At 39.9% G+C, this 26,845-nt stretch carries 23 protein-coding genes; 15 read left to right on the top strand and 8 right to left on the bottom strand.

What is annotated here, in order from left to right:
• On the top strand, positions 1–1,003 hold a 1,003-nt coding region (locus ACTHJT_RS00305; RefSeq protein WP_440235537.1), incomplete at its 5' end, for a glycosyltransferase family 4 protein.
• Here the strand turns inward: ACTHJT_RS00305 and ACTHJT_RS00300 are convergent.
• A complete protein-coding gene (locus ACTHJT_RS00300; protein WP_440235535.1) occupies positions 993–2,405 on the bottom strand; it encodes a hypothetical protein in 1,413 nt (470 codons plus the stop codon). The two genes, ACTHJT_RS00305 and ACTHJT_RS00300, sit on opposite strands and share 11 nt — an antisense overlap.
• Positions 2,406–2,479: 74 nt before the next feature.
• On the opposite strand from ACTHJT_RS00300, the gene ACTHJT_RS00295 reads away from it, so the two are divergent.
• Positions 2,480–2,947, top strand: a complete 468-nt coding sequence (locus tag ACTHJT_RS00295; protein WP_440235534.1) for an Lrp/AsnC family transcriptional regulator — start codon at positions 2,480–2,482, stop codon at positions 2,945–2,947.
• On the opposite strand, the gene ACTHJT_RS00290 is transcribed toward ACTHJT_RS00295, so the two are convergent.
• Complete coding sequence (locus tag ACTHJT_RS00290; RefSeq protein WP_440235533.1) at positions 2,937–4,274, bottom strand: tetratricopeptide repeat protein; 1,338 nt, start codon at positions 4,272–4,274, stop codon at positions 2,937–2,939. The two genes, ACTHJT_RS00295 and ACTHJT_RS00290, sit on opposite strands and share 11 nt — an antisense overlap.
• Before the next feature lie 90 nt (positions 4,275–4,364).
• Here ACTHJT_RS00290 and ACTHJT_RS00285 point away from each other — a divergent pair, with 90 nt between their 5' ends.
• From ACTHJT_RS00285 to ACTHJT_RS00245, 9 genes are all read left to right on the top strand, one after another.
• Positions 4,365–5,273, top strand: coding sequence for a M20/M25/M40 family metallo-hydrolase (locus tag ACTHJT_RS00285; RefSeq protein ID WP_440235539.1), 909 nt, complete (start codon positions 4,365–4,367; stop codon positions 5,271–5,273).
• Positions 5,274–5,436: 163 nt separating this feature from the next.
• Positions 5,437–6,009: an adenylate kinase gene (locus ACTHJT_RS00280; protein WP_440235532.1), complete on the top strand. Its 573-nt coding sequence runs from the start codon at positions 5,437–5,439 to the stop codon at positions 6,007–6,009.
• Positions 6,010–6,195: 186 nt separating this feature from the next.
• Positions 6,196–7,209 (top strand): GTPase ObgE, encoded by a 1,014-nt coding sequence (obgE, locus tag ACTHJT_RS00275; protein WP_440235531.1) that lies wholly within the window; start codon positions 6,196–6,198, stop codon positions 7,207–7,209.
• A gap of 94 nt (positions 7,210–7,303) precedes the next feature.
• A complete protein-coding gene (locus tag ACTHJT_RS00270) occupies positions 7,304–7,852 on the top strand; it encodes a nucleotide exchange factor GrpE (RefSeq protein ID WP_440235529.1) in 549 nt (182 codons plus the stop codon).
• 3 nt (positions 7,853–7,855) lie between these two features.
• Positions 7,856–8,989 (top strand): molecular chaperone DnaJ, encoded by a 1,134-nt coding sequence (gene dnaJ, locus ACTHJT_RS00265; RefSeq protein ID WP_440235528.1) that lies wholly within the window; start codon positions 7,856–7,858, stop codon positions 8,987–8,989.
• Between the two features lie 211 nt (positions 8,990–9,200).
• A complete protein-coding gene (thrA, locus tag ACTHJT_RS00260) occupies positions 9,201–11,654 on the top strand; it encodes a bifunctional aspartate kinase/homoserine dehydrogenase I (protein WP_440235527.1) in 2,454 nt (817 codons plus the stop codon).
• An 80-nt stretch (positions 11,655–11,734) separates the two neighbouring features.
• The gene (locus ACTHJT_RS00255; protein WP_440235526.1) at positions 11,735–12,664 is read left to right on the top strand and encodes a homoserine kinase; all 930 of its coding nucleotides are present in this window, start codon (positions 11,735–11,737) and stop codon (positions 12,662–12,664) included.
• 118 nt (positions 12,665–12,782) lie between these two features.
• A complete protein-coding gene (gene thrC / locus ACTHJT_RS00250) occupies positions 12,783–14,081 on the top strand; it encodes a threonine synthase (protein WP_440235525.1) in 1,299 nt (432 codons plus the stop codon).
• 109 nt (positions 14,082–14,190) lie between these two features.
• A complete protein-coding gene (locus ACTHJT_RS00245; RefSeq protein ID WP_440235524.1) occupies positions 14,191–16,041 on the top strand; it encodes a hypothetical protein in 1,851 nt (616 codons plus the stop codon).
• Between the two features lie 23 nt (positions 16,042–16,064).
• On the opposite strand, the gene ACTHJT_RS00240 is transcribed toward ACTHJT_RS00245, so the two are convergent.
• Genes ACTHJT_RS00240 through ACTHJT_RS00225 form a run of 4 tightly spaced genes read right to left on the bottom strand, consistent with a single transcriptional unit; the run spans position 16,065 to position 21,060 of the window.
• Positions 16,065–17,342 carry a hypothetical protein gene (locus ACTHJT_RS00240; protein WP_440235523.1) on the bottom strand — a complete coding sequence of 426 codons (1,278 nt, stop codon included), beginning with the start codon at positions 17,340–17,342 and terminating at the stop codon, positions 16,065–16,067.
• A 31-nt stretch (positions 17,343–17,373) separates the two neighbouring features.
• Positions 17,374–18,738, bottom strand: a complete 1,365-nt coding sequence (locus ACTHJT_RS00235; RefSeq protein ID WP_440235522.1) for a hypothetical protein — start codon at positions 18,736–18,738, stop codon at positions 17,374–17,376.
• Between the two features lie 48 nt (positions 18,739–18,786).
• On the bottom strand, positions 18,787–19,707 hold the full coding sequence (locus ACTHJT_RS00230; protein WP_440235521.1) for a glycosyltransferase family 2 protein: 921 nt from the start codon (positions 19,705–19,707) through the stop codon (positions 18,787–18,789).
• 48 nt (positions 19,708–19,755) lie between these two features.
• Entirely contained in the window at positions 19,756–21,060 is a 1,305-nt protein-coding gene (locus tag ACTHJT_RS00225) for a glycosyltransferase family 39 protein (RefSeq protein WP_440235520.1), read from the bottom strand.
• Between the two features lie 413 nt (positions 21,061–21,473).
• Here ACTHJT_RS00225 and ACTHJT_RS00220 point away from each other — a divergent pair, with 413 nt between their 5' ends.
• On the top strand, positions 21,474–21,665 hold the full coding sequence (locus tag ACTHJT_RS00220; RefSeq protein ID WP_011583489.1) for a cold-shock protein: 192 nt from the start codon (positions 21,474–21,476) through the stop codon (positions 21,663–21,665).
• Positions 21,666–21,717: 52 nt separating this feature from the next.
• On the opposite strand, the gene ACTHJT_RS00215 is transcribed toward ACTHJT_RS00220, so the two are convergent.
• Together ACTHJT_RS00215 and polX are read right to left on the bottom strand one after the other, a co-directional pair.
• Complete coding sequence (locus ACTHJT_RS00215; RefSeq protein ID WP_440235518.1) at positions 21,718–22,692, bottom strand: glycosyltransferase family 9 protein; 975 nt, start codon at positions 22,690–22,692, stop codon at positions 21,718–21,720.
• A gap of 14 nt (positions 22,693–22,706) precedes the next feature.
• Complete coding sequence (gene polX, locus ACTHJT_RS00210) at positions 22,707–24,398, bottom strand: DNA polymerase/3'-5' exonuclease PolX (RefSeq protein ID WP_440235517.1); 1,692 nt, start codon at positions 24,396–24,398, stop codon at positions 22,707–22,709.
• 181 nt (positions 24,399–24,579) lie between these two features.
• Between polX and ACTHJT_RS00205 the strand changes: the two genes are divergently transcribed.
• From ACTHJT_RS00205 to ACTHJT_RS00195, 3 genes are all read left to right on the top strand, one after another.
• Complete coding sequence (locus ACTHJT_RS00205; RefSeq protein ID WP_440235516.1) at positions 24,580–24,987, top strand: EVE domain-containing protein; 408 nt, start codon at positions 24,580–24,582, stop codon at positions 24,985–24,987.
• 70 nt (positions 24,988–25,057) lie between these two features.
• A complete protein-coding gene (pyrR, locus tag ACTHJT_RS00200) occupies positions 25,058–25,597 on the top strand; it encodes a bifunctional pyr operon transcriptional regulator/uracil phosphoribosyltransferase PyrR (protein ID WP_440235515.1) in 540 nt (179 codons plus the stop codon).
• Positions 25,598–25,604: 7 nt separating this feature from the next.
• Complete coding sequence (locus ACTHJT_RS00195) at positions 25,605–26,528, top strand: aspartate carbamoyltransferase catalytic subunit (RefSeq protein WP_440235514.1); 924 nt, start codon at positions 25,605–25,607, stop codon at positions 26,526–26,528.
• The last annotated feature ends 317 nt before the right edge of the window (positions 26,529–26,845 follow it).

Below are 26,845 nucleotides of genomic sequence, written 5' to 3'. Positions count from 1 at the left end.
TTCGTATTTGAGAAGCAATGGAATAGAGATCGATGTGAAGCCATTTATGTCTGACCGTTTCTGGAATATTGTTTACAAAAAAGGCAATGTGTTTGAAAAAATTTTCTGGACGGTTTACGGATATATAAGGCGACTTATTCTGTTACCTTTTTTGCCATTTTATGATGGCATATATATATTTCTTAATGTTACGCCATTTGGATATCCGGTTCTTGAAAGGCTTTATCTATGGCTCAATCCTAATGTTATTTATGATATCGACGACCTGGTTTTTCTTGGCAACACGTCAAAGGTGAATAGCATGGTCTCTTTGCTGAAGCGGCCGGAGAAGTATACTTTTTTAATGAAGTATGCAAGGCAGGTGATTGTATGTACACCATATTTAAAAGAATTTGCACTTGAACATAATGATCAGGTGACAGATATTTCATCGACGATCAATACAGATACATACATTCCTGTTAATAGCTATGACAATAAAAACGAACTCGTTATTGGTTGGTCCGGCAGTCACAGTACATTAAAATATTTTGCTTTATTAAAAGATATTCTGCTTAAGCTGAAAGAAAAATATACATTCAGGATTTTAATATTTGGTGTGCAGGAATGTGTGATTGAAGGCCTGAATATAGAAGTTGTTCCGTTTGATGAGAAGATAGAAGTGGCAACTTTGCAGCGTATAGATATTGGCGTCTATCCCTTGCCGCTAAACGAACAATGGGTATATGGCAAGAGCGGATTAAAAGCATTGCAGTATATGGCATTGGGAATTCCAACGGTAGCTACGGCTCTTGGTGCAAATCTCCGAATCATAGAAAATGGAAAATCAGGCTTGCTGGTTACAACAGAAGAAGAATGGCTTCAGGCATTATCAGATCTTTTTGAGCGGGCAGACTTGAGGAAAACATTGGGAACGAACGGTAGAAAAAATATAGTGGAGCATTATTCAATAAATGCCAATAAAGATCAGTATTTGACGATTATTGAAAAGGTTATTCAGTAACAGCTGCAGGTATGTACATTTTTTTACGTTTGAATTTTTTATTTTCTTCTTCCTGTAAATAATACAGCAACAGGATCGCTGCAATATAAAACGGATAGCCTTGTATTTTATAGCGAACCAGACTGCCGAAGTTATAGGTAGTTACTCCTACAAAAAAAGAAAACATCAAACCAAATATTAAAAAGAATTGCAGGTTTGAATCTGTTGCTAAAAGTGCCAGTGTGTTTTTGAATTTTCTTTTATAGAGTAGCCGGAGTGTTAAATACAGAAGCAGGCTTGACTCAAGGGCAGACAAAAGCATGATGGGATTTCTTGCTTCCCATAAATAAGGTCTGAATAAACTTGCATTGATGGCCGTTGGAATCTTTGTGATATAGCTTAATATACTGCCATCCATTTCTCCCAGGTCATAGGTAGAGCCGCTGGAGTTTAAAGAAATCGCATGAATATATTCACGCTGTATTTTTGCTGTCTGCAGAATCTTTTCGTTGGAGAAACGTTCTTTTTGTGCGCCCAGCTGAGTAACCAATACATAACTCACCACCAGAGCTAAAACAATTACAAATGGTGCAACCATGGCTCTTAATAAATTATTTTGTATGCCTGCTTTATAATTTTGGGTAACCATGAATGAAAAGCATGGCGCGTATGCCAGTAATATATATAGCTTAATGGTAAGTATGATGTAGCCTGTGAAAAGAATATAAAACAAATACATGAAATGGAAATTCTTCTTGATAAAAATTCTGTATAAATAATAATGAATGATGCAAAGGGATGAAAAACAAATTGTGTCTTTCAATATACCGCTGCCCCAAACAATGAGGCTGGGAGTGAAAAAAAATGCCCACACAACATATTTTTTATGATTCGGATAAATTTCAAATAGTAAGGTAACAAATTTCCATATGCACCAGAAAGAGATATAACTAAAGAAGAATGTTGTTATCAGATAAGAATTAAAGGTAAAAAGATTTATAAATGCTGTAATCTTAAGGATGATGAGTGTGTCGGTAGCATTGATGTAATGCATGCCCAGAAAAAGATTCTTCAGTTCAGTGTCGTTGCCGGAAGGACTGTAAAAGAATATCCGGAAAATGTATGCTGGTTTCTCTAAAATCAGATTCGCCAGAATTCTGCCCTCGTTGTAATAAGTGCCGATATCACCGCCTTTGTAGAAAAAATTAAAAACGAGGGTAACAAAAATACCACCTATGATTTTTAATGAGAGCCCTGTATAGATATATTTCCGTATGGTCTGGTCTTTGTAAAAAAGTTCAACAATGATACGGGTTGCTACTAAAAACAGGAAAATGTAAACAGGTAATAAAAAATATTCGTACGACGCAATCAGGTTTTTGCTGATTGAGAGCTCGTAAGCCGAAATTTTCTGGTAGCCCATTTTAAAAGTTTGCTATATTTAATATTCTTGAAATTAATGAATAAATTGTATCTTGGGCAATAAACCTGTCAATAATGAGTATTAAATTGGATTCCATCGATAAAAAAATCCTTGAGATTCTTCAAGCGAATGCGAAAATCACCAATTCTCAGTTAGCTACTGAGATTGGATTGTCACCAGCACCAACCCTGGAACGTGTTCGTAAGCTCGAAAATATGGGAGTTATCAAAAGCTACCATGCGGAAGTTGAACGTGAATTGCTGGGTATTGGAACCGCGGTTTTCGTATCCGTGTCCTTGTCAGGGCATAAAAAACATCAGATCATGTCTTTTGTAAATCAGATGAATGCCATACCAGAGGTGGTGGAATGTCACCATATTACCGGCTCCGGCGATTTTCTGTTAAAAATCCTCGCAAAGGATATTAATTCGTATCAGAAGTTAATTCTGGATAAACTTGTTGACATAGAAGAAATCGGAAATATGCAATCCATGATTATCCTTTCTACTTATAAGGATTCTAAGGTAATGCCTATTTCTTAATTTTTTTTATACGATCAATCCCTGCCTGGGAATTCTTTGTTACTTCAGCAATTGTATTGGAGTAAAGTGCCGGATCCAGTTTTTCAACCCGCTTCATGGCGTCTTTGTATGATTGATTAGCTTCTTTATATTTTTTCTGGTTTTCATAGAGATCACCAAGTTGATAAGAAGCATAGGAGTAATTATAGATCGCTCCGTTATCGTCTTTGTCTTCGCCGTGTTCAATTACTTTCAATAAATATTTTTCAGCGTCGCCGGTATTGCCCGCTCTTTTTTCAATCAGTCCCAGATAATAATATGCCGATAGGGAATAACCCATTTTGGTCATGTTGCCTGACTCGGCAAACGCAGCCGTTTTTGATAAGTAGAATTTCGATTTTTCCAGATCGCCTTTTTCATACAGCAATCTTCCCAGGAAATAGCTCGCTTGTCTGCCGGTGTTTTCTTCATAGCCCGGCATGCCGATATTTACTTTATAATTAATATCATAACATACTTTCTCACATACGTCGTATTGACCCAGTTCCCAGGTAAGGCGTGCATATACGCGCTGGAAGTATGGATTGTCGGGGAAGCTTTCTGCTAAATACTTTGCATATGGGAACGCTGCTCTGGGATTGTTCTCTTCATTTGTATAGATCCGCAGCAGGAAATACTGAGCTTCTGTTCGTGTATAGAATGCATTGGTCGCGCATTCTTTCAGCTGAGATAATCCGAGTGCTTTATTGCCTTTGGGAAATAAAGCAACAAGGGGTTTCAGCAAAGGATATTCTCCTTTGATCCATTCAGAATAATAATTGAAGATGGACTCACCAAATAAAAACTCCGGGCTTAAGACACCCTTGCCACGGGTGAAGGTTAAATAATGCAGCGCGCTTTTTCCTTCAAAAGCAGCTTTTACATAACTTTTATTTTCAGAATAGTAACGCCCTTTAAATCCATGTGCAGCACATAGGAAAAAGGCAGCTTCAATATTGTTATCATCCTTCTTAAAAATCTTTTCACCTTTTTCTATAGAAATATCTATGTATTGAAGAAATTCTTTTTCATAGTTGTTTGTATAATCTTCATTATCTATATAAGGCATCATCTTCCACCAATTGCTCAATGCCATAAGGAATGATGGTAGCGGATGTTCCGGGTATTGTGCCGTAATGCGAAGGAAGTATGCTTCTGCCTCATCAAATTTGAAATTGTAAAGATTGTTGATAGCATTTGTGGCTTCGATCTGTACAGTGGCATCTGACAACAACATGGTAGTGTCTGCCTGGCTGAAACCGGAAAAATGAATAATAGAAAACAGGAATGCGACCAGAGCTTTTTTCATCGTTACTTTAATATTCAAAATGAATGCATAATTTTAACAAAAACAATTGTAAGTTTCATCAATTCGAATCACTTTAATTCAGATTTTGATATGCACCTGTTAAAAGAACTTTGTTCTATACAAGCACCTTCAGGCAATGAAGAACCTTTAAAAGATTTTCTGTTAGACTATATACGCAAGAATGCTGCTTCGTGGTCACACCAGCCAACAGTATATACATCCGACGATTTGCAGGATTGCATTGTACTTGCTTTCGGAAATCCAAGAACCGCAGTTTTTGCGCACATGGATTCTATTGGCTTTACAGTGGCATATAACAATCATTTACACCCGATCGGTTCACCGTATGCAAAAGACGGCTATCGTCTGGTGGGCAAGGATTCCAACGGTGATGTTGATGGTGTCTTGAAAATTGAAGAAGAGGAATGGATACTGGATGCCGGCCGCATTATTGACCGGGGAACAGAATTAACGTTTAAACCCAACTTCAGGGAAGAAGGTGATTTTATTTTAACACCTTATCTCGACGACAGATTAGGTGTATGGACAGCATTGAAGCTGGCCGAAACACTTGAAAACGGAATCATTGCATTCACCTGCTGGGAAGAGCATGGCGGCGGGTCTGTGGCTTATCTTGCCCGCTGGATCTACGAAACCTTCCACGTAAAACAATCCCTTATATGTGATATAACCTGGGTTACAGCAGGTGTTGAAGCTGGCAAGGGTGTTGCCATATCCATGCGCGACAGAATGATCCCGCGGAAAAAATATGTAAATAAAATCATTGAACTGACCAGACAATCCGGCATTCCGTTTCAGCTGGAGGTTGAAGGTGCAGGCGCCAGTGATGGCCGTGAGCTGCAGCTTTCTGCCTATCCGTGGGACTGGTGTTTTATCGGCGCACCCGAAAAAGATGCTCATACACCGGATGAATGTGTGCACAAACAGGATATTGAATCGATGCTGGCACTATACAAGTATTTGATGGAGAAACTATAGTACAGAATGCTTAATGCGGAAGACTTAAAGCCTTAAATTCAACTATTGGATTTTAAAGCTTTAAGCTTTTAGCCTTTGGCATTAAGCTTTTTGCATAGTATGCTTACCCTTTCACCGAAAAAGCGTATTTTTGTACCTTCAAAAATAAATTAAGATACCCCGTATGTTAAATATTGTCTTATTTGGCCCTCCTGGTGCAGGTAAAGGAACTCAAAGTGAAAAACTGATTGCTAAATATAAATTAGCGCACTTATCTACAGGAGATATTTTTCGTGACCACATTTCCCGCAAAACAGAACTTGGTGTAAAAGTTAAAGAATACATTGATAACGGTTTATTAGTGCCGGACGAAGTTACGGTAGGTATTCTGAAAGCGGCTATCGAAGCGAACGCAGGTGCTACGGGCTTTATCTTTGATGGTTTCCCGAGAACGGTTCACCAGGCAGAAGTGCTGGACAATATGCTGGCAACATTGAATACAAAAATTCATTCGGTAATTGCGCTGGATGTAAATGAAGAAGAACTGAAAAAGCGCATTGAGATCCGCAGACAGACTTCAGGCCGTGCAGATGATGATGCTGAAAAAGTATTGAAACGTATTGATGAATATTTCAACAAAACGATTCACGTGCTTCCCTATTATGAAGCTCAAGGCAAAGCAGTAAAAGTGCAGGGTATCGGTGAAATAGAAACGATATTCGCATCCATCTGCAAAGCGATCGATTCAGCAAAATAAATTTATCAATCCCCGGTCTGTGGCACACAGACGGGAATAGTAGTTGAATGGCCTGTCCGCCGCGGCGGACAGGCCATGGTATTCAGACCGGTCATTATTTATCCTCGGTCTGCGACACACAGACCGAAACATTATAATTCACGCGTTAAGCCTTAGGCTTTTCGCTTTAAGCTTAAGCAAAACAAAGTGGCTTCTTCCAACTTTATTGATTATGTAAAAGTATGCTGCCGTTCCGGTAAAGGAGGGGCTGGCTCTGTGCATTTCCGCAAGGAAAAACATACACCGCTGGGTGGTCCGGATGGCGGAAACGGCGGGCGCGGCGGACACATTATATTAAGAGGGAATGTTCAGCTATGGACATTGCTGCACCTGAAATATACCAAGCACGTGATTGCTGAAGACGGTGAGCGCGGCGGTACAAACAGAGCTTCAGGCGGACAAGGCAAGGATCAGATCATGGAAGTCCCTTTGGGCACGATTGCACGTGACCCCGAAACTGGTGAAGTGATAGCTGAAATTACAGAAGACGGACAGGAGATTATTCTTGTACCCGGCGGCCGCGGCGGTTTAGGGAACGAGCAGTTTAAAACATCTACCAACCAGGCACCGCACTATGCACAACCCGGCGAACCAGGCATTGAGGCATGGATCATCCTTGAGTTGAAAGTGCTTGCCGATGTTGGTTTGGTAGGCTTCCCGAATGCGGGGAAATCAACATTGCTGTCAAAAGTGTCTGCAGCAAAACCCGAAATTGCAGACTATGCATTTACTACACTCGTACCCAACCTGGGAGTTGTAAAATACAGAGATTACAGATCCTTCATCATGGCCGATATTCCCGGCATCATTGAAGGTGCTGCAGAAGGTAAAGGACTTGGAATCCGCTTTCTGCGCCACATTGAACGAAATTCAATACTGCTGTTTTTAGTGGCTGCTGATTCAAAAGATATCCGGGCAGAATACGAAATCCTGTTGAATGAACTTCAAAAATACAACCCAGAATTATTGCATAAAGACCGGATCCTGGCAATCTCTAAATCTGATATGCTGGATGACGAATTGAAGGCAGAAATCAAAAAGGAGTTGCCTAAAGGTGTCCCGTCCATATTCATCTCTTCTTACCTGAATCAGGGTCTTACCGAGTTGAAAGACTTATTGTGGACCACGATGACGAAGCAAAAAGACGATTTTATTAAATAAATAGAATTCGGAGTTGGTTTTGCTGACAATATGACACCAAAACCAGCTTGGCAATATTATTGACAATCCCCTATTGTCAAAATCACTAATTATTATGACGAACGAAGTAAAAGACGAAGCAAACGCACAACAGAATGAAAATTCTGCTGAAAAAGAGGTAGTTACTGAAGCTGCTGCACCTGCAGCTGAATTGTCCGAGGTAGAAAAAGCTCTTGCTGAAGCAGCGGATTGGAAAGATAAATATGTCAGATTGTATGCCGAATTTGACAATTATAAAAGACGTACCAGCAAGGAACGCATTGACTTGTTAAAGACTGCGACAGAGGATCTGATGATCAGCCTGATTCCGGTCATTGACGATTTTGATCGTGCATTAAAGAATATTCCTGTAACAGAAGAAACAAAAGCATTGCGTGAAGGCGTGGAGTTGATCCATAACAAATTCAACAAAACATTGCAGCAAAAAGGCCTTACAGCTATGAATGCACAGGGAGAAGTATTTAACAGTGAATTGCATGAAGCCATTACACAGATTCCTGCGCCGACAGAAGATCTGAAAGGCAAAGTTGTAGACGAAGTTGAGAAAGGCTACTATTTAGGCGATAAAGTAATCAGATACGCGAAAGTTGTTATTGGAGCTTAAGAAATGGCAAAGAGAGATTATTACGAAGTACTGGAAGTGTCCAAATCTGCTTCTGCAGACGAGATTAAAAAAGCATATCGCAAGTTGGCGATCAAATACCATCCGGATAAAAACCCGGACAACCCTTCGGCAGAAGAAAAATTCAAAGAAGCGGCAGAAGCATACGAAGTGCTGAGCACACCGGAAAAACGCCAGCGTTATGACCAGTATGGGCATCAGGCAGCGGGCGGTGGTTACGGCGGGGGCGGTATGAATATGGATGACATATTCTCCCAATTCGGCGACGTGTTCGGCGGCGGCTCGCCATTCGAAAGCTTCTTCGGTGGCGGCAGCAGCAGAGGCCGGGGCGTTCGGAAAGGTTCAAACCTTCGTATTAAGTTGAAATTAAATTTAGAAGAAATTGCGAATGGTTGTGAGAAGAAAATAAAAGTGAAGCGTCAGGTAGCCTGCGAGGAATGCAGTGGTACAGGCGCGAAGAATGGTGCGGTGCAAAAATGTACTACCTGCAATGGTACCGGTCAGGTAAAGAAGGTTGTAAATACCATGCTTGGACAGATGATGTCGGCTACAACCTGCTCTACCTGTAATGGCGAAGGCACTACTGTAAAAGATAAATGTACACATTGCCATGGTCAGGGTACTGTTGAGAAAGAAGAAACTATTACAATAAAAATACCTGCGGGTGTTGTTGATGGTATGCAGCTGTCGATGAGCGGTAAAGGAAACATGCCTCCAAGAGGCGGTGTTGCCGGTGATTTGCTGATCCTGATTGAAGAAATTGAAGATGAACATTTAAAGCGTGATGGTTTAAATATCATTTACGAACTATATGTTACTTTCTTCGATGCTGTATTTGGTACCAGTGTTGAAGTGCCTACCGTAGACGGAAAAGTGAAAATTAAAATTGATCCGGGTACACAAAGCGGAAAAATTCTACGTCTGCGTTCAAAAGGGTTAAAAGATGTAAACAGCTACCAGAAAGGGGATCAGCTGATTTATGTAAATGTATGGACTCCGCAAACGTTGTCGAAAGAAGAAAAAGAATTACTGGCATCAATCAAGGAATCAGACAATTTCAAACCGAATCCGGGCAAGAACGATAAGTCATTCTTTGAGCGCATGAAAGAATTTTTCTAAGAGCATTTGATTTTAATATTCCATAAGAGAAATAATAAAACGCCTTCCCAACCGGAAGGCGTTTTTTATGGTATGAATCAGGTAGTTGGGAATTACACGGAGCTTCCGGTGCTTTTTATGAATTTATCATGAATTAAGTACCTTTTTCTTCCCGATAAACACTAAAAAACACTATTTTTGCAGGTATTTTTATTAAGATAATACCAATACTATGAAAGTGTTAAAGTTCGGTGGTACCTCTGTTGGTTCTGTAGAGAGTATTCGCAAAGTTGCAGAAATTCTTTCTTCCTATAAGAAGAAGGAAAAATTTGTAGTTGTTTTTTCTGCTATGTCAGGAATTACAAATTTACTGGTTGAAGTAGGTCAGAAAGCATCTGCTACGGATATTTCATACCAGCAGATTTTAAAAACGATTGAACAAAAACACGTAAATACCGCAAAGACCTTGATTGATGTAAAGAATCAGGGTAAAGTTATTGCACAGCTGAAACTGGTATTGAACGAACTACAGGATTTGTTGCAGGGCGTTTATTTGCTAAAAGAATTATCTCCACGTTCAAACGACCTGGTGTTAAGCTTTGGCGAAAGACTTTCCTCGTACCTTGTTGCAGAATTCCTGAAGCAGGAAGGCGTTGATGTTACGTTCCTGGATGCACGCAATGTAGTGATTACAGACAATGGTTTCGGATCTGCAAAGGTTGATTTCAAAAAAACCGACAAGGCAATCAAAGATTATTTCAAGGATATTAAGACAAGTGTTGTAACAACAGGCTTCATCGGTTCAACTGAAAAAGGTGAGACTACAACGCTGGGCCGCGGAGGTTCTGATTATACGGCATCTGTATTTGGTGCTGCGCTTGATAGCGAAGGTATTGAAATATGGACAGACGTTGACGGAATCATGACCGCTGATCCGCGTAAAGTAAAACGTGCATTCACACTTCCGCAGGTTTCATATATCGAAGCCATGGAAATGTCGCACTTCGGGGCGAAAGTTATTTATCCGCCAACACTGCAGCCGGCATTTAAAAAGAATATTCCGATCTGGATCAAAAATACATTCAACACCGCATTTGAAGGTACATTGATTAATGCGAAGACAAGCGCAACGGATCATTCTGTAAAAGGAATTTCATCCATTGAAAATATTTCGCTCTTGAACCTGACCGGTAGCGGTATGGTAGGTGTGCCGGGCGTATCGGGCCGTCTGTTTGGGGCGCTGGCAAGAAACTCTATCAACGTGATTCTGATCACGCAGGCTTCTTCAGAACATTCAATCTGTTTTGTGATTGATTCAAAAGAATCTGCAAAAGCGAAGGCAGCGGTTGAGGAAGAATTCGAACATGAGATCAAAGCAGGTAAAATAGATAAGCTGCACGAAAAAGATAATCTGGCGATCGTTGCGGTTGTAGGCGACAACATGCGCCATACGCCGGGTATTGCCGGAAAATTATTTTCTTCATTAGGCAAGAACGGTATCAACGTAGTTGCCATTGCGCAAGGTTCTTCCGAGATCAACTTGTCTGTGGTAATCGGTAAAGAAGATCTTACAAAAGCATTGAACGTTATTCACGAATCATTCTTCCTGAGTGATGTGAAAACAATCAACGTATTTGTGGTAGGTGTTGGTTTGATCGGCAGCGCCTTGTTGAAACAGTTGCAGAAACAAGCTACTTACCTGCAGAAAGAAAAAGGTTTCAAGATTAATGTTGTTGGTTTAGCTAATAGCAAGAAAATGCTCATCAACGAAAACGGCGTAGCATTAACTGGCTGGAAAGAAAAACTGGAAGAAGGTGAAAAAGCAAACCTGAAAGAGTTTGTAAAACGCATGGTTGATCTGAATCTTCGCAACTCAATTTTTGTTGACAATACATCAAACAAAGATGTTGTTTCATTCTACCATGACATTCTGGATGAAAGCATTTCTATTGTTACACCAAACAAACTTGCTAACTCAGGCTTGTTCAAGGATTATAAAAAGCTTCAGGAGACTGCGTTTAAGCGTGGTGTGAAGCTGATGTATGAAACAAACGTTGGTGCAGGCTTACCCGTAATCAATACCCTGAACGATTTAAAAGATAGCGGTGATAAGATCATTCGTATTGAAGGCGTTTTATCCGGAACACTTTCTTATATCTTCAATACATTCAAAGGCGATAAGAAATTCAGCGATGTTGTTAAGGAAGCAAAAGAGAAAGGCTTTACAGAGCCTGACCCTAGAGACGACTTAAACGGAAAAGACGTTGCCCGTAAGATCTTGATCCTGTCACGTGAAGCAGGCTTCAACTTAGAGTTTGATGATGTAGTAGTTGAAAATATCCTTCCGGCCCCATGCCTGAAAGCAAAAACAGTAGAAGACTTCTTCGTTGAACTGGAAAAAAATAACAGCGTATTTTCGAAGAAGCGTGACGAAGCAGACAAAGCGAACAAAGTGCTGCGTTTCATTGCGAAGCTTGAAAATGGCAAAGCTGAAGTAAGCTTACAGGCGGTTGATAGCACACATCCATTCTTCTCTCTTTCCGGAAGCGACAACATGATTGCATATACAACGGAAAGATACAAAGAGCGTCCGTTGGTGATCAAAGGGCCTGGCGCCGGTGCAGAAGTAACTGCAGCCGGTGTGTTCGGAGATATCATCCGCATCAGTAATTACCTTAAGGGGTAAAGTAGTGTGAAGTTTTAAGTGTAAAGTGTAGAGAAGGAAATTCTTAAAACTTAAAACTTAAAACCTAGAACTTAAGAAAAATGAAAGATAGTATAAAAGTATTTGCTCCTGCTACTGTAGCCAATGTTTCCTGCGGCTTTGACGTGCTGGGCTTTGCTGTAGATAATCCGGGTGATGAAGTGGTACTTCGCCTGTCAGATAAAAAAGGAGTGCGTATTACTTCCATTACCGGCGATGAAGGTCGCCTGCCAAAGGATGCTGAAAAAAATACCGTTAGTATTTCGATCATTCGTTACCTGGAAAAATTAGGCATTGAGCAAGGGATAGAAATTGAGCTGACAAAGAAAATGCCTTTAGGCAGCGGGCTGGGTTCAAGCGCAGCTTCTACTGTTGCTGGTGTGTATGCCATCAATCAGTTGCTGGGCAATAAAATGGAAGTAAAGGATCTGCTTCCGTTTGCGATGGAAGGTGAATTCCTCGCATGCGGCTCTGCGCATGCCGACAACGTTGCTCCATGCTTATATGGGGGCTTTGTACTGGTAAGAAGTTATGAACCGCTGGATGTTGTTAAGCTGCCTGTGCCTTCCAATTTATATGCAACAATCATCCATCCGCATGTTGAAGTGCAGACAAAGGATGCCCGCAATATTCTTCCTAAACAGATTCAATTAAGTCAGGCAGTTGCTCAGTGGGGTAATGTCGGCGGATTGGTTGCAGGTTTGTTAATGAATGATACAAGCCTGATCGGCCGCTCCATGCAGGATCATATTGTTGAACCGGCACGTTCGGTATTGATTCCGGGCTTTGATGATGTAAAGAAAGCAGCCTTGGATACAGGCGCGCTGGGTTGTTCCATTTCAGGCTCTGGTCCGTCAATCTTTGCCTTAAGTACAAGTCAGGAAGCTGCACAAAAAATCGGACAAGCCATGAAGAAAGGTTTTGATGCAATCAATATCGGCAGCGATGTGTATGTGTCGACCGTGAATCAGCAAGGACCGAAAGTGATTTAAGCTGAAAGCCTAAGGCCAAACGCCTAAAGCCGAAAAGTGAAAAATTAACAAACTCTGTTTAATAAAAGAAATGAATTGCCTTCAGCCTTCGGCTTTAGGCGCCTTAAGCATAAAAGAAATGAAACTATACAGTACAAATCATCAGGTTCCGGAAGTGAATTTAAAAGAGGCAGTATTCAAAGGACTGCCGGATGATAATGGTTTATACATGCCGGAAAACATTCCAACGTTACCCGCATCGTTTTTTGAAAACATTGATAAGCTATCTTTTCAGGATATCGCTTTTGAAGTATGCAAAGCGTTGATCGGTGATGAAGTTCCTGAAAAAGAAATCCGCAGCATTGTAGATGATGTGCTAACGTTTGATGCGCCGGTTATAAAAGTTGAAGACAATATTTATGTGCTTGAACTGTTTCATGGTCCGACGTTGGCATTCAAAGACTTCGGCGCACGTTTCATGGCACGACTGATGTCTTATTTCCTGCAAAAAGAAAAATCAGAGATCATGATTCTGGTGGCAACGTCAGGCGATACAGGCAGCGCCGTAGCACAAGGCTTCTTAGATAAGGCAGGCATTAAAGTTACAATTCTTTATCCGAGCAAAAAGGTAAGTGACCTTCAGGAAAAGCAGCTTACCACACTTGGTAAAAATATTACAGCACTTGAAGTACTTGGTACGTTTGACGATTGTCAGCGCATGGTGAAACAGGCGTTCCTGGATAAAGACATTACTTCAAAAATTAATTTGTCTTCTGCAAATTCAATCAACATCAGCCGTTTGATTCCGCAGTCGTTCTATTATTTCTATGCCTATGCACAGGCAAAGAAATTAGGAAAGAAAGTCGTGTTCTCGGTGCCAAGCGGAAATTTTGGTAATATCTGCGGCGGTTTGATCGCGAAGAAAATGGGCTTGCCGGTAGATATGTTTGTAGCGTCTACCAACGTAAACGACATTATGCCGAAGTATATCAACACAGGTGTATTTGAGGCAAAGCCTTCTATTGCAACGATCAGCAACGCGATGGATGTAGGAAATCCGAGCAACTATCCGCGTGTGATTGAATTATATGACAAAGACATCAATGCTTTACGCAAAGATGTTGTAGGTAAAGCTTACACGGATGCGGAAACAGCAGCTGCCGTGAAGTCTGTATATAAAAACACAGGCTATGTGATGGATCCGCATGGTGCTGTTGGTTACTTAGGTTTAAAAGAATATTTCAAGGAGAGCGGCAAAGATGCCACAGGTATTTTCCTGGCTACGGCTCACCCTGCAAAATTTATTGAAGTAGTAAATGATATCATTGAAAAGGATGTAGAGATTCCGGCACGTTTGCTGGAAGTGGCAAGTAAAAAGAAAGAGTCGATTGTAATTGAAAACGATTTCGGAAAATTAAAATCATTCCTTTTAAAATAAACATACAACTGACCTGCAGCTTATAAATTTCAGCTGCAGGTTTATTTTTTAATGAAGTTGTTTTATTCCTGTTTAGCTAAATATAATCAGCTGCATATTATTTCGAACAATGAAGGCTAAAGGAACATTTTTCATCTGTATTTTATTCTCCCTGTTTGTTATCATTGGCAATAAGGTATATCTGGAAAGAGCACAGCGTCATGAATCCATCAGTTACATAGCATGGGATGCTTATGGATATTATTTATACCTGCCGGCATTTATTATTCACCAGGATCCTTGTCTGCAAGGTGACTGGCCGGAAAAACTAAATGAAAAATATAAACCAACGGCAACCTTTTACCAGGTGGCAACCAAAGACGGCCGGCGCACAATTATATATAATATCGGTTATAGCATTTGTTATTTGCCGGCGTTTCTGGCGGGACATGTTATCGCTATCATCGGTGGTTTCGATGTGGATGGTATGTCGCCTCCGTATCAGATATCTATGATTCTATGCGCACTGTTGTATCAACTCGCTGCAATTTTCTTTTTAAGGAAATTACAGCTGACTTATTTTTCTGATACCATTGCAAGCCTTTCGCTCATTGTTATATTTTTCGGTACCAATTTATACATGAGTACAGGCTTGAGTTTATCCATGCCGCACAATTTACTCTTTTTAACAAACTGCCTGTATTTAATTTATATCGGAAAATGGTTTAAGAACAAAAAAACGAAGGATGTATGGATCGCAGGTTTGTTGCTGGGTATAAATACCATTGTACGACCAACCGAACTGATCTTGATTGTGGTCCCGGTGTTCTGGAATCTTACGAGTCTGGCGATGTGGAAAGAGCAGCTGCGATTCTTCCTGCAGTATAAACGCCATGTTATTATTTTTATCGCTTGTGTGGCAGGTTGTATGGCGATTCAGTTTTCATACTGGATCTACACAACAAGATCGCTGGAATTTAATTTTCATGCCCAGCGCATGTCTTTGCTGGATCCTTATACATTGAAGTTTTTATTCAGTTATAGAAAAGGATGGCTGCTTTATACACCGGTCATGATTGTTGGATTGGCCTCGTTCTATTATATATACAGATTCAACAGAAATATATTCTGGTCTTTCCTGGTTTATACGATACTGATTATATATGCATTGTCCAGCTGGGAGTGCTGGTGGTACGCCGCTAGTTTCGGGCAACGCCCAATGGTTGAATCGTATTCCTTTTTTGCGATCGGATTCGGATATTTCTTTATTGCCGTAAAAGAATACTCTTTATGGAAGAAAACAGTTGTCTGTGTATTGCTGGCATGCTTTATTGTTTTGAATATGTTTCAGACATGGCAATACACGGAAGGGATTATTGATGGCGACAGGATGAATAAAAAATATTACTGGAAAGTTTTTGGCAAAACAGAGGCAACAGCGGAAGATAAGAAAAGCTTATCGATAGATCGCGGGTTGTATGTTCAGAAAGAGTTTGAAGGAGATATAAATCAATTCACCAGAAAAAAAATTTTTTCGGAATCGTATGAACACACAACGGATTCAAATTTACTATTCAGTTCAAATGCACACACAGGAACGCGCTCATTGAAATTAGACAGCGCACATTTATTTTCACCCAATTTTTCTAAGGCATATTATGATATTACTTCTAAAGAATACATGTGGCTAAGAGCATCGGTTTGGGTGTATGTACCTGATTCTGCTTTCACGAACAAGAACAATGCAGCTTTGGTTATCTATATGGATAGCAAAGGCAATACGAATAAATACAGCACCAGAGAGTTAATTCATGTGACTGTTCAACCCCGTACCTGGACACGCGTTTATTTAGATTACCTGACTCCGGAAGTCAAACACAGCGACGATAAAATAATTGTACACTTCTGGAATATGTGTGGAAGTGAAATGTATATTGATGATCTCGCCGTTGAGGCATTGGAACCAATCGTCGGGGAATAATTGCTGGCGATTGGGTTTTTCAGCTAGACAGCTTTTTTATTTTTCAGCAACAGGGAATCCAGTAATTGCTTAATGTTCAGTAATAATTCCGAACGTTTGTAAATGATATAATACAATACAAAAATCAGGATCAGATAAAGTATAGCGATAAATTCCGGATTGAAAAATAAAATATCATAATTCGGAAAATTCAATATGCGTAATACAGCCTCCATATTTAAGAAGTAGGCAAAGCATGCCAATAAAAAAGGCAGGTAGTTATTGGTAACAGCGAAATAGCCCGCAAGGAAAATCAGTGCATAGTGCGAATACCGTTCGTGCATTTGTGTGTTGCAAAAAAAGAATAAAATTGTTACCAATGCAGCACTGGCAAATACCAGGTCTATTCTTTTTATCGCGAGTTTATTGTTACTGAAAATGTTTGCAAGGCATGTTAAAAACAATGGCAATAAGGCTGCAACAGAGCTTAAGAAGAAAATCAGCAACCCCCACGTTTTATAAGTAACATTCAGCCAGGTGCCGTTGTCAAGAATACTAATAGGATGCTCTTCAAAAACCCAGAACCACCAATTATAGGCATTCATGGATACCTGCGGATACTTATCTACAGAATTGACAATCACATCCATCAGCTTATTGGTGCTGCCTGTAAGAATAAATGGCATTATAATAAGCACCTGTAGCACAGCTATAGCTAAAACAGAAAGTGCAATACGTTTTATTCCGTTGAAGTCTGCAATATTATGGACAAGTATAAACAGGACAAGCGGGAAATAAATAATCGATTGAACTTTAAAGTTTAGTGCAAGAACATAAAGGAGCAGACCAAGTGTGTTTTTTCTGCTGATCAATGAAAGTACACAAGCCATAAGTAAGAAGCCTACAATGCCATCTACCTGCCCCCAGATTATGTTGTTGTACAGAAATCCCGGATTCAGCATGATGAAAACAAAGAAGAAAGGTCGCTGTTCTTTGTTAATGAATTTAAAAAGTAAAAACACCGAAGCGAATTCGAAAAGCAGCGTAATGTATTTCAATTCATAAATATTATTTCTGATGAGATCTTCATTTCCTTTTAGATATGCAAAAAACGTCAGGATATAATGATACAGTGGTGGATAGTCTGTGCCTGAAGAATAAATATCCCCAAGACCGTTTTTAAAACTGAAGCTCGCCCAGTCTTTCCAGCATTGCATGTCACCGAAATGACCGCCGTGCGGTATCAATACAATAAGCACGAGGTATATAAAAGCATAAAAGGCAGCTTTGCTATTCAAGGGGCTGAAAGAAAGAGAAGTCATGTAAAATATTTTAAGAGTGGTTAATGATGTATTATTCGTGTCCGTACCGCACAGCGCTCTCGTAGTCGGGAGGAGTTAAACTTTCGTAATAACCCGGATGCGGATAATCCTTCATGAAATTTATTTTCCAGGAAGTATAATTCATACTGTCATGATGAATCAATCCTTCACGGTATTGCCAGTTGACGTAATAACCATAATATACTGTGTATGCAAATATTGCCAGGATACTATATTTTACTATAGCTGATTTGAATGTTAGAATTGCCTGAATGAATGCTCCAAGACCAATGGCGAAAATACAATAGATATCAATCATTGGGCGAATAGATAAACCGCCTCCATACCACCAACACCACCAGCTGAAAATTACATAAGTAAATAAAGTAAACAGAATAAGGATCGGAACAAAAAAGTCTTTTACATATTTATATGTCAGAAACATGCCGACACTTGCCAGAAGAAGAACAGGTGCATAAATGTATAAACCTTTCCGGAAGCCAAACAAACCTTTTAGTATGTGCGGCTGTGTCCAGAAAAATCCTTCTTCGCTATACGACCAGTATAGCCAGCTATCTGTAGCATATTTCCAATAGAACATTTGTATGGAAAATACACTGCAAACAAGTATACCAATAATCAGAATAAGTAATTTATGTTGCCATAAAAGAGAAAATTTTTCTTTAAAACTGTTTACTGAATAAATTCCGTAAAACAACCACAGGCCTCCTGTTAATATGTCTACAGGCCGGATCAGTATTATAAGTCCAAGCAGCAGGCCCAGATAGATAGAATATCTGTAAGAAGGTTTCGCATGCCACTGTATGGTATAAAATGTAAACATGGTAACAAGGCAGAAGAGGTAGCAATGCGACATCACTTCGAACAGCGAATAGAAATACATGTTTGTGCCGAAGTAAATAGCAAGAAGTGTTAACGCACATACTACTTCTGAAAAATAGAGCAGCAGAATTTTTCGTAAATAAATAAAACCTATAATGGTGTAAAAGATATCTGAAAGAATGAGAAAAAGTGAATATACCATGGAGTAACCATTGGGTGTATACATGTGTGGTTGAAGTTTGGCTATGCCGTGGGCCATAAGAAAAAACGGTGCATACAGAACGGATAAACCACTTGTCATTTTAAGGACGTGTTTATTCTCAGGTGTTCTTTCTGTCCAGATGACAACCCCTTCAGGCGTATTCTTATCAATAAATGAAAATGTTAAATCATTATAAATAATAAGCCCGGGCAGGTAGGCATAATAAGAAATGATATCCCATTCGATCACACCTTTCCGATACTTTTGATAATAGCCTGCTATGGATAACATAGCTGCCAGCAGCAGGTATATGGTTAGTTTAGATAGGGAAAAGCGAACGTTAGATAGCACGTGATTTTGAATTATATAGTGCAGGTAGTTTTTGTATGCGAGAAGATATTATATGTTCGTTTTATTGATCACATATAATGGTCTTTTCTTGATGTTGGTACTGATACGTTTAATGTACTCGCCGATAATGCCCAGGCAGATCAATTGTATACCGCCGATAAACATGACCGACAGCATGATCGAGGTCCAGCCCTGAATTACATCTTTAAGTATGAACTTGCTGTATAACGTATACAACATGATCAAAAATGCAATGCCTGAAACGGTAAATCCCATAATGGAGGCAAAGCGCAACGGAAAGTCTGAAAAAGAAGTAATGCCGTTGAGTGCAAATTGAAACATCTTTTTATAGGTATACCCGGTTTTCCCACCGTTCCGCTCATCACGATCGTAATCAATGGAAGTCTGGTTAAAGCCGATCCAGGAAATTTGTCCGCGCAGAAACTTCTCCTGTTCAGGCATCTGGTTTAAAACCAAAAGCACTTTCCGGTCAATCATCCGGAAATCACCGGTATCCAATGGAATATCAATATTGGTAATGGAAGACAGGATTCTGTAAAAAAGTTTTGCGGTCAGTTTTTTCAAAAAGCTTTCACCTTTACGGGAACGTCTGCGGGCATAAACAACCTGGAAATTGTCGTCCATTTTTTTGTACATGTCCACCAGTAGTTCCGGCGGATCCTGCAAGTCGGCATCTATAATAGCGATGCGGTTGCCTGCAGCATGCTCAAGACCAGCAGATACAGCAATCTGGTGGCCAAAATTTCTGCTGAAGTCGATGTATTTAACTCTTGCGTCCTCTTTCGATAATTGCTCCAGGATGGACAGCGAGTTGTCCTTACTGCCATCGTTCACAAAAATCAGCTCATAATCAATAGCAAGTGTATTCAATGCTTTTACCGTGCGGTTATAGAGCAGGTATATATTCGAATCTTCGTTAAATACAGGTATGACTATTGAAAGCTCCATGTTGATCAGGTGATATTGAAAATTGAAGATACGGAGTTTTTATTTATTTTACTTAATCAGATCATCAGAGTCTTTTCTATAAACGGTCACTTTTACGCCAATGTAATTTTTATCGATTTCTTTTTTATAGCCATGAAGGGAAAACCAGGCTTCAACTGTCTTATTCGGGTCTGTGGCATCGCTATACGTTTCTACATGTATGATCTTAGGGTAGGAGTCGTTTAGCTCTTTTTGAAGTTTCGTGGAATCATTTCCTTCAAATATTTTCTCTGCAATCCGGTTGCTATCTATGTTGTCGTAATCTTTAAACATAGACCGGTCATAATAATAGACAAAAAGAGGCATGACATCATCGGTCTGAATAAAAACAGCACTACTTGAGTCCTGCTGTTGTTTTACGAATGAAACAGCACTTCTGTAATCCATCTTTCTTGTGGGCACATCCAGCTTCACCTGTTGAAAAGCAAATAGTCCTATGACAGCTAACAGTATATAATAATAGGAATCCCTTACCGGTAAGGATGAAATACAAACAGAGAAAAAAATCACAAAGCCAACCAGGGTAAATAAAAGGTATCTGTCGAGAAAGATCGGCACCATTGCTGAGATGAAAAAGCTGAGCAGTACGGTAACAATACTGATGCAGATCGAATACATAAAAATGACTTTTGTTTCTTTATTTTCAAATAAAGGAAGTCTCTTAATCATTATTACCAGTATGCTGATACCTGCAAACAAACCTAGTATCGTCAGTTGGGTTGAACCATTATTCAGATCATAAATAAGCTGTAAAAGCTGGTCCGGCGCGGGACTTTTCAGCCAGTGATTATTGCCATCGCCTCGCGCAACTTCAAGCATCCTGGGGATCCAGTGGGTGATGAGCAGCAGGAACACACCAACACTTATAGAATAATATTTAAAGAGCGGTTTCCGGAAGAAAATTAAAAACACAATTCCCTGGAACAAAAGAATAAAAAAAGCCAGGTAATGCGTCATGATCAGGATATAATAAGTAAGCCCCAGTCCTGCAGCTATTTTGTAATTGGGTTTAGAAACAAGTTCAATAAAAACCCAGGCAGAAACAATGCTCATAAAGAGTACAAAAGAATAGCAACGGACCTCCTGCGCATAGTAAAAGGAAATGTCTGAAAACAGATACAGGACAGAAGCAGTGACTGCAATACGGGTCGTGGTAAATTTCTTTAAGAAAAGATATAATACAACCCCGGCCAAAGAGCTGAACAGAGCGGGAAACAAACGTACTCCGAATTCAGAAACACCAAACAATTTGATCCAGCAATGAAGTATAAGATTAAAGAGTGGCGGCGGTGGTTCCCATTTGCTTACATCCAATATGTTTGAAAAAGGTTGTTGGGAATAAAAAATGCTGAAACACTCATCATACCAGATTGGCTCAGCAGTTAAATTGATAAGCTTAAAGCCAAAATTGATAAAGAAAATAAGGTATAATGATTTAGCGAATATCGATTTGGCAGCATTGAAAAAATTTGGTTGTTCATATTCTTATGTATGACTAAAAACGCAATTCTTTGAATTATATTTCTAAAAATCCCGGAATAAAACTGCTGTTAGTCATTCATAAGGCTGTCCTTGGAGTTTTAAATATATTTGTTTTTTAGATGAAAAATGGGTAACGAATGCGATTTCGCAGGTTTTGAATCCGGGATTTTCAAAAAAAATATGTAAATAATTTTTATTCTCATTTTTATTCATAACTTTAGTATTCAATTAATTACAATACCATTATGAATACGGGAACAGTTAAATTCTTCAATGAAACCAAAGGTTTTGGTTTTATCTTAGACAGCGCCAGCAACAAGGAAATTTTCGTCCATGTTTCAGGTCTGAAAGAACAAATTACTAAAGACGACAAAGTTCAATTCGAAATCGTTGAAGGTAAAAAAGGTGTTAATGCAGTTGAAGTGAAAAAAATCTAATTTCTTTCATACACACATTAGTTAAAAAGGTCCCGCAATTTGCGGGACCTTTTTAATTCCATCGTTTTTCAATTTCTGTTACCGGCAGCTGCTGTTCATTCATGCACCGGAAATGTTTTTTAGGGCAGCTTTTATAACCGATCTTCGAACATGGTCTGCAATATAAATCAGCAACCTGCCAGTTCACGTGCTCGGTTTTATAAGGATACATACCCAACTCCGGAGTCGTGTTGCCCCAGATCGCAACAATTTTTTTAGCAAGGGCCGCGCCTATATGCATCAACCCGGTATCATGGGTATAGAGATAAGTACACTGCTGTACGATAGAGGCTGATTGGTTTAAATTATACACACCGCAGGCATTTACAATCTGCCTCCCGTCGGGGAAATAGGAAAGAAGGCGGGTAGCCATAGAAACATCGTCTTTTCCGCCCAGTAAAATAATCGGTTGTGATATTTTTCCGATCAGTTCAATAAGCTTTGCTTCAGGTAATCGCTTCGTCGCGTGCTGGGCGCCGATTGCGATAGCAATATAACCGGCAGTAAATACCTGCGGTAGAGAACTGAGCGGAACAATGTCTTTTTCCGGAATGAAATAATCAAGGCCCTGCTGATCGTTTTTTACACCGAGCTTTTTCACTGTTTCCAGATAACGCTCAACAATATGTATGTCGGGCATTACCTTCCATTTCCAGTTTACATAAAACCATTTACGCAGGTTCAGTTTGTCGAACGTATAGCTTTTTGCATTCAGTGACCATTTGATGCGACGCGTGCGCAGGTTGTTATGCAGGTCAATAACAACGTCAAACTTTTCAGATTGTAATTGTTTTATAAAATTTCCCGTTGAAGACTCAAGCAGATGCAGCTTGTCAACATAAGGATTATTTTCTAAAATACTTTTGAAAGACGACTTCGTGGCAAAGTGTATTTCGGACTGAGGTAATTGTTTTTTCAGGCAGCGGATAACCGGTGTTGTTAACACGATATCGCCGATGGAAGAAAAACGAAGGATCAGAATTTTCATGTGCTGGAGTCTGCCTATTTACCTTTGGATTTAAGCCAGCTGCTTACTTTCTCCAGCGGCCATGCATTGAATGTTTGTTCTTTGCATAAGCCGGCTTTACGTGCTACGCAGATTCCGAAATGCATATCCTGCAAGCCGGTTTTTTCATGTGCATCCGGATTGATGCTGATGATACACCCTTTGTCAAGCGCATAACCAATGTGTCTCCAGTCCATATCGAGGCGCCATGGATGTGCATTGATCTCAATGATCACATTGTTTGCCGCGCAGGCATCAATGATTTTTTTATGATCAATCGGGTAACCTTCCCTTTTCAATAATAACCTCCCGGTTGGGTGGCCCAGCATGGTTGTAAAAGGATTTTCAATCGCAGTGATCAGGCGTTGTGTAGCTTTTTCTTCATTCATTTTTAAGTTTGAATGAATGGAAGCAACAATAAAGTCGAAGGTTTTTAGCACATCGTCTGCATAATCCAGCGCGCCATCGTTGAGAATATCAGACTCAATTCCTTTGAAGATTTTAAAACCTGACAACGTATTGTTTAACTGATCTACTTCTGCCTGTTGCTTTAAAACACGGGCTTCATCGAGACCGTTGGCATAGAAGGCAGATTTTGAGTGATCTGATATACCGAAGTACGAATAGCCCAGGGCTATGCATTCCCGGGCCATTTCTTCCACAGTGTGTTTACCGTCACTGTAAGTAGAATGGTTGTGGAAGCTGCCTTTGATGTCTGCATCGGTGATCAGTTCACTTAATAAATTGTTTTCAGCAAGTTGAATTTCTCTGTAGCCTTCTCTTAATTCTGCAGGAATAACCGGTAGCCCCAGGCTTTCATATAACGCAGCTTCAGTAGCAAAGGCTGTAGTTGTTGCGGTTTGCAGGTAGGTTTTCCCCGCAACCGTTTTTAAACGTAAATGTTTTTCACCGGATGAACGTTTGAATAATTCCGAGCCGAATTTTTCTGTTGTGGTGATGTAGATTTCTACAGGAATATTTTTTGTGTTTTCAAATCCCTGCCATCTGTATAAGCCTGATTTAGCAGGCTCTTCAGTGAGGTAGGATAATTTTTGGATCGTTGAAAGCACTGCGCCGGTATCTGTTGCAGGGACTAAAAAAGAAATCGCGCTGATGGTTTCCAGCATGCGGCGCATCTCGCCGCAAAGCTGGATATGAGCGTTTACGTCTGCTTTAAGTTTTTTTTCAAGATCAAAAGCAATTGCTTCGGTATCGCCATAAAGATGTTTGTCAGATTGCTTCATGATAAACTGAAGCACCTGGATAATATTTTCCTGTGTTTTTTCGCCGAAGCCTTTCAGCTGAGCAACAGAATTATTCTTACAGCACTCAAAAAGTTCTTCCTTGTTGGTTATGGAAAGTTCTTTCCAAAGTGTTTTTACCTTCTTTGGACCAATGCCTTTAATGTCCAGCAATTCGATGATGCCTTCCGGTGTGTTTTGCTTAAGCGTTTCAAGTTCGGTTAATTTACCGGTCTGGCTCAACTCAGCGATCTTGGCTGCAATGCTTTTACCTATGCCTTCCTGTTTTTCCAGTTCCGCCAGAGAAAGCAGCGATAAGGTAACCTCTGTTTTTTCTATTTGAAATCCTGCATTCTGAATCGAGCGCACTTTGAAAGAATTCTCATCATGCAGCTCCATGAGCGAAGCTGTCAATAATAGAATATCAGCTATTTCTTGGTTTGTCAAGGAAGTAAACGTTTAATGGAATATGTAAAGATACAGATAAGAGTGTAAAGTGTAAAGTGTAAAGAAAGCATTGAGTTTTCTTCATTTTGCATATTAAACTTCCATTTTTTAGTTAATTTTAAGCTAGAAAGAATACGTGTAAGAGTACACTTTACACTCTAAACTTTACACTTTGTAAACTATGAATTACTGGCTTATCAAATCCGAACCTTTCAAATATTCTTTTGACCAATTTCTTGCTGATAAAAAGACCTTTTGGGATGGTGTGCGTAATTACCAGGCGCGTAATAACCTGAGAGAAATGAAGAAGGGTGATTTGCTGCTGTTTTATCATTCAAATGAAGGGAAAGAGATTGTTGGCATTGCTAAGATTGTGAAAGAAGCGTACCAGGATCCTACGACTGATGATGCAAACTGGGTGGTTGTAGACATTGCCCCGGTAAAGAAACTGAAAAAACCGGTAACGCTGGAGATGGTAAAAAAAGATAAGCGCCTTGCAAACATGGCATTGATCAAATTGATGCGCCTCTCTGTGCAACCTGTTCGGAAAGAGGAGTTTGATATTATTATGGAGTTAGCAGGTGAATAAAAAAAACAAATCTTTCAACGGCGCTATTCCATAAAATTCTATATTTGTAAAATTTTAAAGACAAAGACTTATGTCCAAACGCATTATAATCGACAACGATTTATTGCAGGTCATGCTGGACCGGCTTTGTCAGCAATTGATCGAGTCGCACGACGATTTTTCCAATACAGTTATTTTGGCGCTCCAGCCAAGAGGCGTTGCCACCGGACAGCGCATTCATAAAAAATTAGAAAAGGCCACCAAAAAGAAAATCAATCTGGGTTACCTGGATGCGACCTTTTTTCGCGACGACTTCAGAAGACATGATGGTCCGCTGCGCGCCAATGCGACAAAAGTCCCATTCCTGATTGAAGGTAAGCGCGTAATCCTGGTGGATGATGTGTTGTATACCGGCCGTACAGTAAGAGCCGCAATGGATGCCATGATGGCTTTCGGCAGACCCAAAGATGTGGAACTGCTTGTTGTGATTGACCGCAAGTATAGCCGTGATGTACCTATTCAGCCGAATTACGTAGGCCGGGAAGTAATCTGTCTGGAATCGGAAAAAGTAGTGGTTGACATCAGCGAAGTTGAAGATAAAAAAGAATTAATCTGGTTAGTAAAGAAATAAATATAAAATGAGCCAATTATCTGTAAAGCATTTACTGGGAATAAAAGATCTTACACCAAAAGATATTGAGCTTATTTTAGAAACTGCCGGTCAATTTAAAGAGGTTATTAACCGACCGATCAAGAAGGTCCCTTCCTTGCGTGATGTAACCATTGCCAATGTATTTTTTGAAAACTCTACGCGTACAAGATTGTCATTTGAACTGGCGCAAAAAAGATTATCTGCTGATACCATTAATTTCTCCGCTGCGGCAAGTTCTGTAAAAAAAGGTGAAACACTTTTAGATACAGTGAACAACATCCTGGCCATGAAAGTAGACATGATTGTGATGCGCCACGCAAGCGTTGGCGCACCGCATTTTCTGGCGAAGCATATCAACGCCAACATTGTGAATGCCGGTGATGGTACGCATGAGCACCCGACACAGGCCCTGCTTGACAGCTTTTCTATTCAGGAGAAGTTAGGTTCTGTGGCAGGCAGGAAAGTTTGTATTTTCGGTGACATTCTGCACTCACGTGTAGCATTGTCGAATATATTTGCCCTGCAGAAACAAGGTGCGGAAGTAATGGTTTGCGGACCGTCAACATTGATTCCTAAATTCATTGGCGACTTAGGAGTGAAGGTTGAATTTGATCTGCGCAAAGCATTGCTTTGGTGTGATGTTGCAAACGTGCTGCGTATTCAGCTTGAGCGCCAGACCATCAAATATTTTCCAACCCTCAGAGAATATTCCCAGTATTACGGTATCAACAAACAATTACTTGATTCGCTGAATAAAGAAATCGTGATTATGCACCCGGGTCCGATCAACAGAGGCGTAGAGCTCAGCAGCGACGTGGCCGACAGCGGGCATTCCATTATTTTAGACCAGGTAGAGAACGGAGTTGCTGTACGTATGGCAGTGCTTTATTTGCTTGCGGGAAACAAGTAATCAACTTGTTTATTTTTGCAGGCGTTAGTAATCGGCCTGAAACCGACGAACATGCTTTCATGTATGTGTGTTAAAACAAACTATTGCGAGTCTCTTTTTTGTTGCTGAAAGCAGCAGCAAAAGAAGAATAAATTTTAACTCCCATAGATGAAATTTGTCCCTGAATTATTTTTTTATCTATTCTTTACTGCGGGTTATTTTACATTCAAAATTTCGGTTTAAGTCAGGAAATTTTTCTTAAATGGTCATGCAAGTGCATATAGACCAATTGTAATAATATGAGTTTAATTGGTAATTAAACAGTATTATTTTACATG

This window comes from Cytophaga sp., from assembly GCF_051961495.1.
GTDB lineage: Bacteria > Bacteroidota > Bacteroidia > Cytophagales > Cytophagaceae > Cytophaga.
Note: the sequence above shows the minus strand (reverse complement) of the source record. Positions and strands in the feature narration are given on the sequence as shown.

Bases quoted from the DNA above. Each gene is read 5' to 3' on its own strand.
- ACTHJT_RS00245 (WP_440235524.1), top strand. From the start codon at position 14,191: ATGAAGGCTAAAGGAACATTTTTCATCTGTATTTTATTCTCCCTGTTT.
- ACTHJT_RS00280 (WP_440235532.1), top strand. From the start codon at position 5,437: ATGTTAAATATTGTCTTATTTGGCCCTCCTGGTGCAGGTAAAGGAACT.
- ACTHJT_RS00255 (WP_440235526.1), top strand. From the start codon at position 11,735: ATGAAAGATAGTATAAAAGTATTTGCTCCTGCTACTGTAGCCAATGTT.
- ACTHJT_RS00230 (WP_440235521.1), bottom strand. From the start codon at position 19,707: ATGGAGCTTTCAATAGTCATACCTGTATTTAACGAAGATTCGAATATA.
- thrC (WP_440235525.1), top strand. From the start codon at position 12,783: ATGAAACTATACAGTACAAATCATCAGGTTCCGGAAGTGAATTTAAAA.
- ACTHJT_RS00290 (WP_440235533.1), bottom strand. From the start codon at position 4,274: ATGAAAAAAGCTCTGGTCGCATTCCTGTTTTCTATTATTCATTTTTCC.
- ACTHJT_RS00270 (WP_440235529.1), top strand. From the start codon at position 7,304: ATGACGAACGAAGTAAAAGACGAAGCAAACGCACAACAGAATGAAAAT.
- ACTHJT_RS00215 (WP_440235518.1), bottom strand. From the start codon at position 22,692: ATGAAAATTCTGATCCTTCGTTTTTCTTCCATCGGCGATATCGTGTTA.
- ACTHJT_RS00195 (WP_440235514.1), top strand. From the start codon at position 25,605: ATGAGCCAATTATCTGTAAAGCATTTACTGGGAATAAAAGATCTTACA.
- ACTHJT_RS00285 (WP_440235539.1), top strand. From the start codon at position 4,365: ATGCACCTGTTAAAAGAACTTTGTTCTATACAAGCACCTTCAGGCAAT.
- pyrR (WP_440235515.1), top strand. From the start codon at position 25,058: ATGTCCAAACGCATTATAATCGACAACGATTTATTGCAGGTCATGCTG.
- dnaJ (WP_440235528.1), top strand. From the start codon at position 7,856: ATGGCAAAGAGAGATTATTACGAAGTACTGGAAGTGTCCAAATCTGCT.
- thrA (WP_440235527.1), top strand. From the start codon at position 9,201: ATGAAAGTGTTAAAGTTCGGTGGTACCTCTGTTGGTTCTGTAGAGAGT.
- ACTHJT_RS00205 (WP_440235516.1), top strand. From the start codon at position 24,580: ATGAATTACTGGCTTATCAAATCCGAACCTTTCAAATATTCTTTTGAC.
- ACTHJT_RS00300 (WP_440235535.1), bottom strand. From the start codon at position 2,405: ATGGGCTACCAGAAAATTTCGGCTTACGAGCTCTCAATCAGCAAAAAC.
- ACTHJT_RS00220 (WP_011583489.1), top strand. From the start codon at position 21,474: ATGAATACGGGAACAGTTAAATTCTTCAATGAAACCAAAGGTTTTGGT.
- ACTHJT_RS00240 (WP_440235523.1), bottom strand. From the start codon at position 17,342: ATGACTTCTCTTTCTTTCAGCCCCTTGAATAGCAAAGCTGCCTTTTAT.
- ACTHJT_RS00295 (WP_440235534.1), top strand. From the start codon at position 2,480: ATGAGTATTAAATTGGATTCCATCGATAAAAAAATCCTTGAGATTCTT.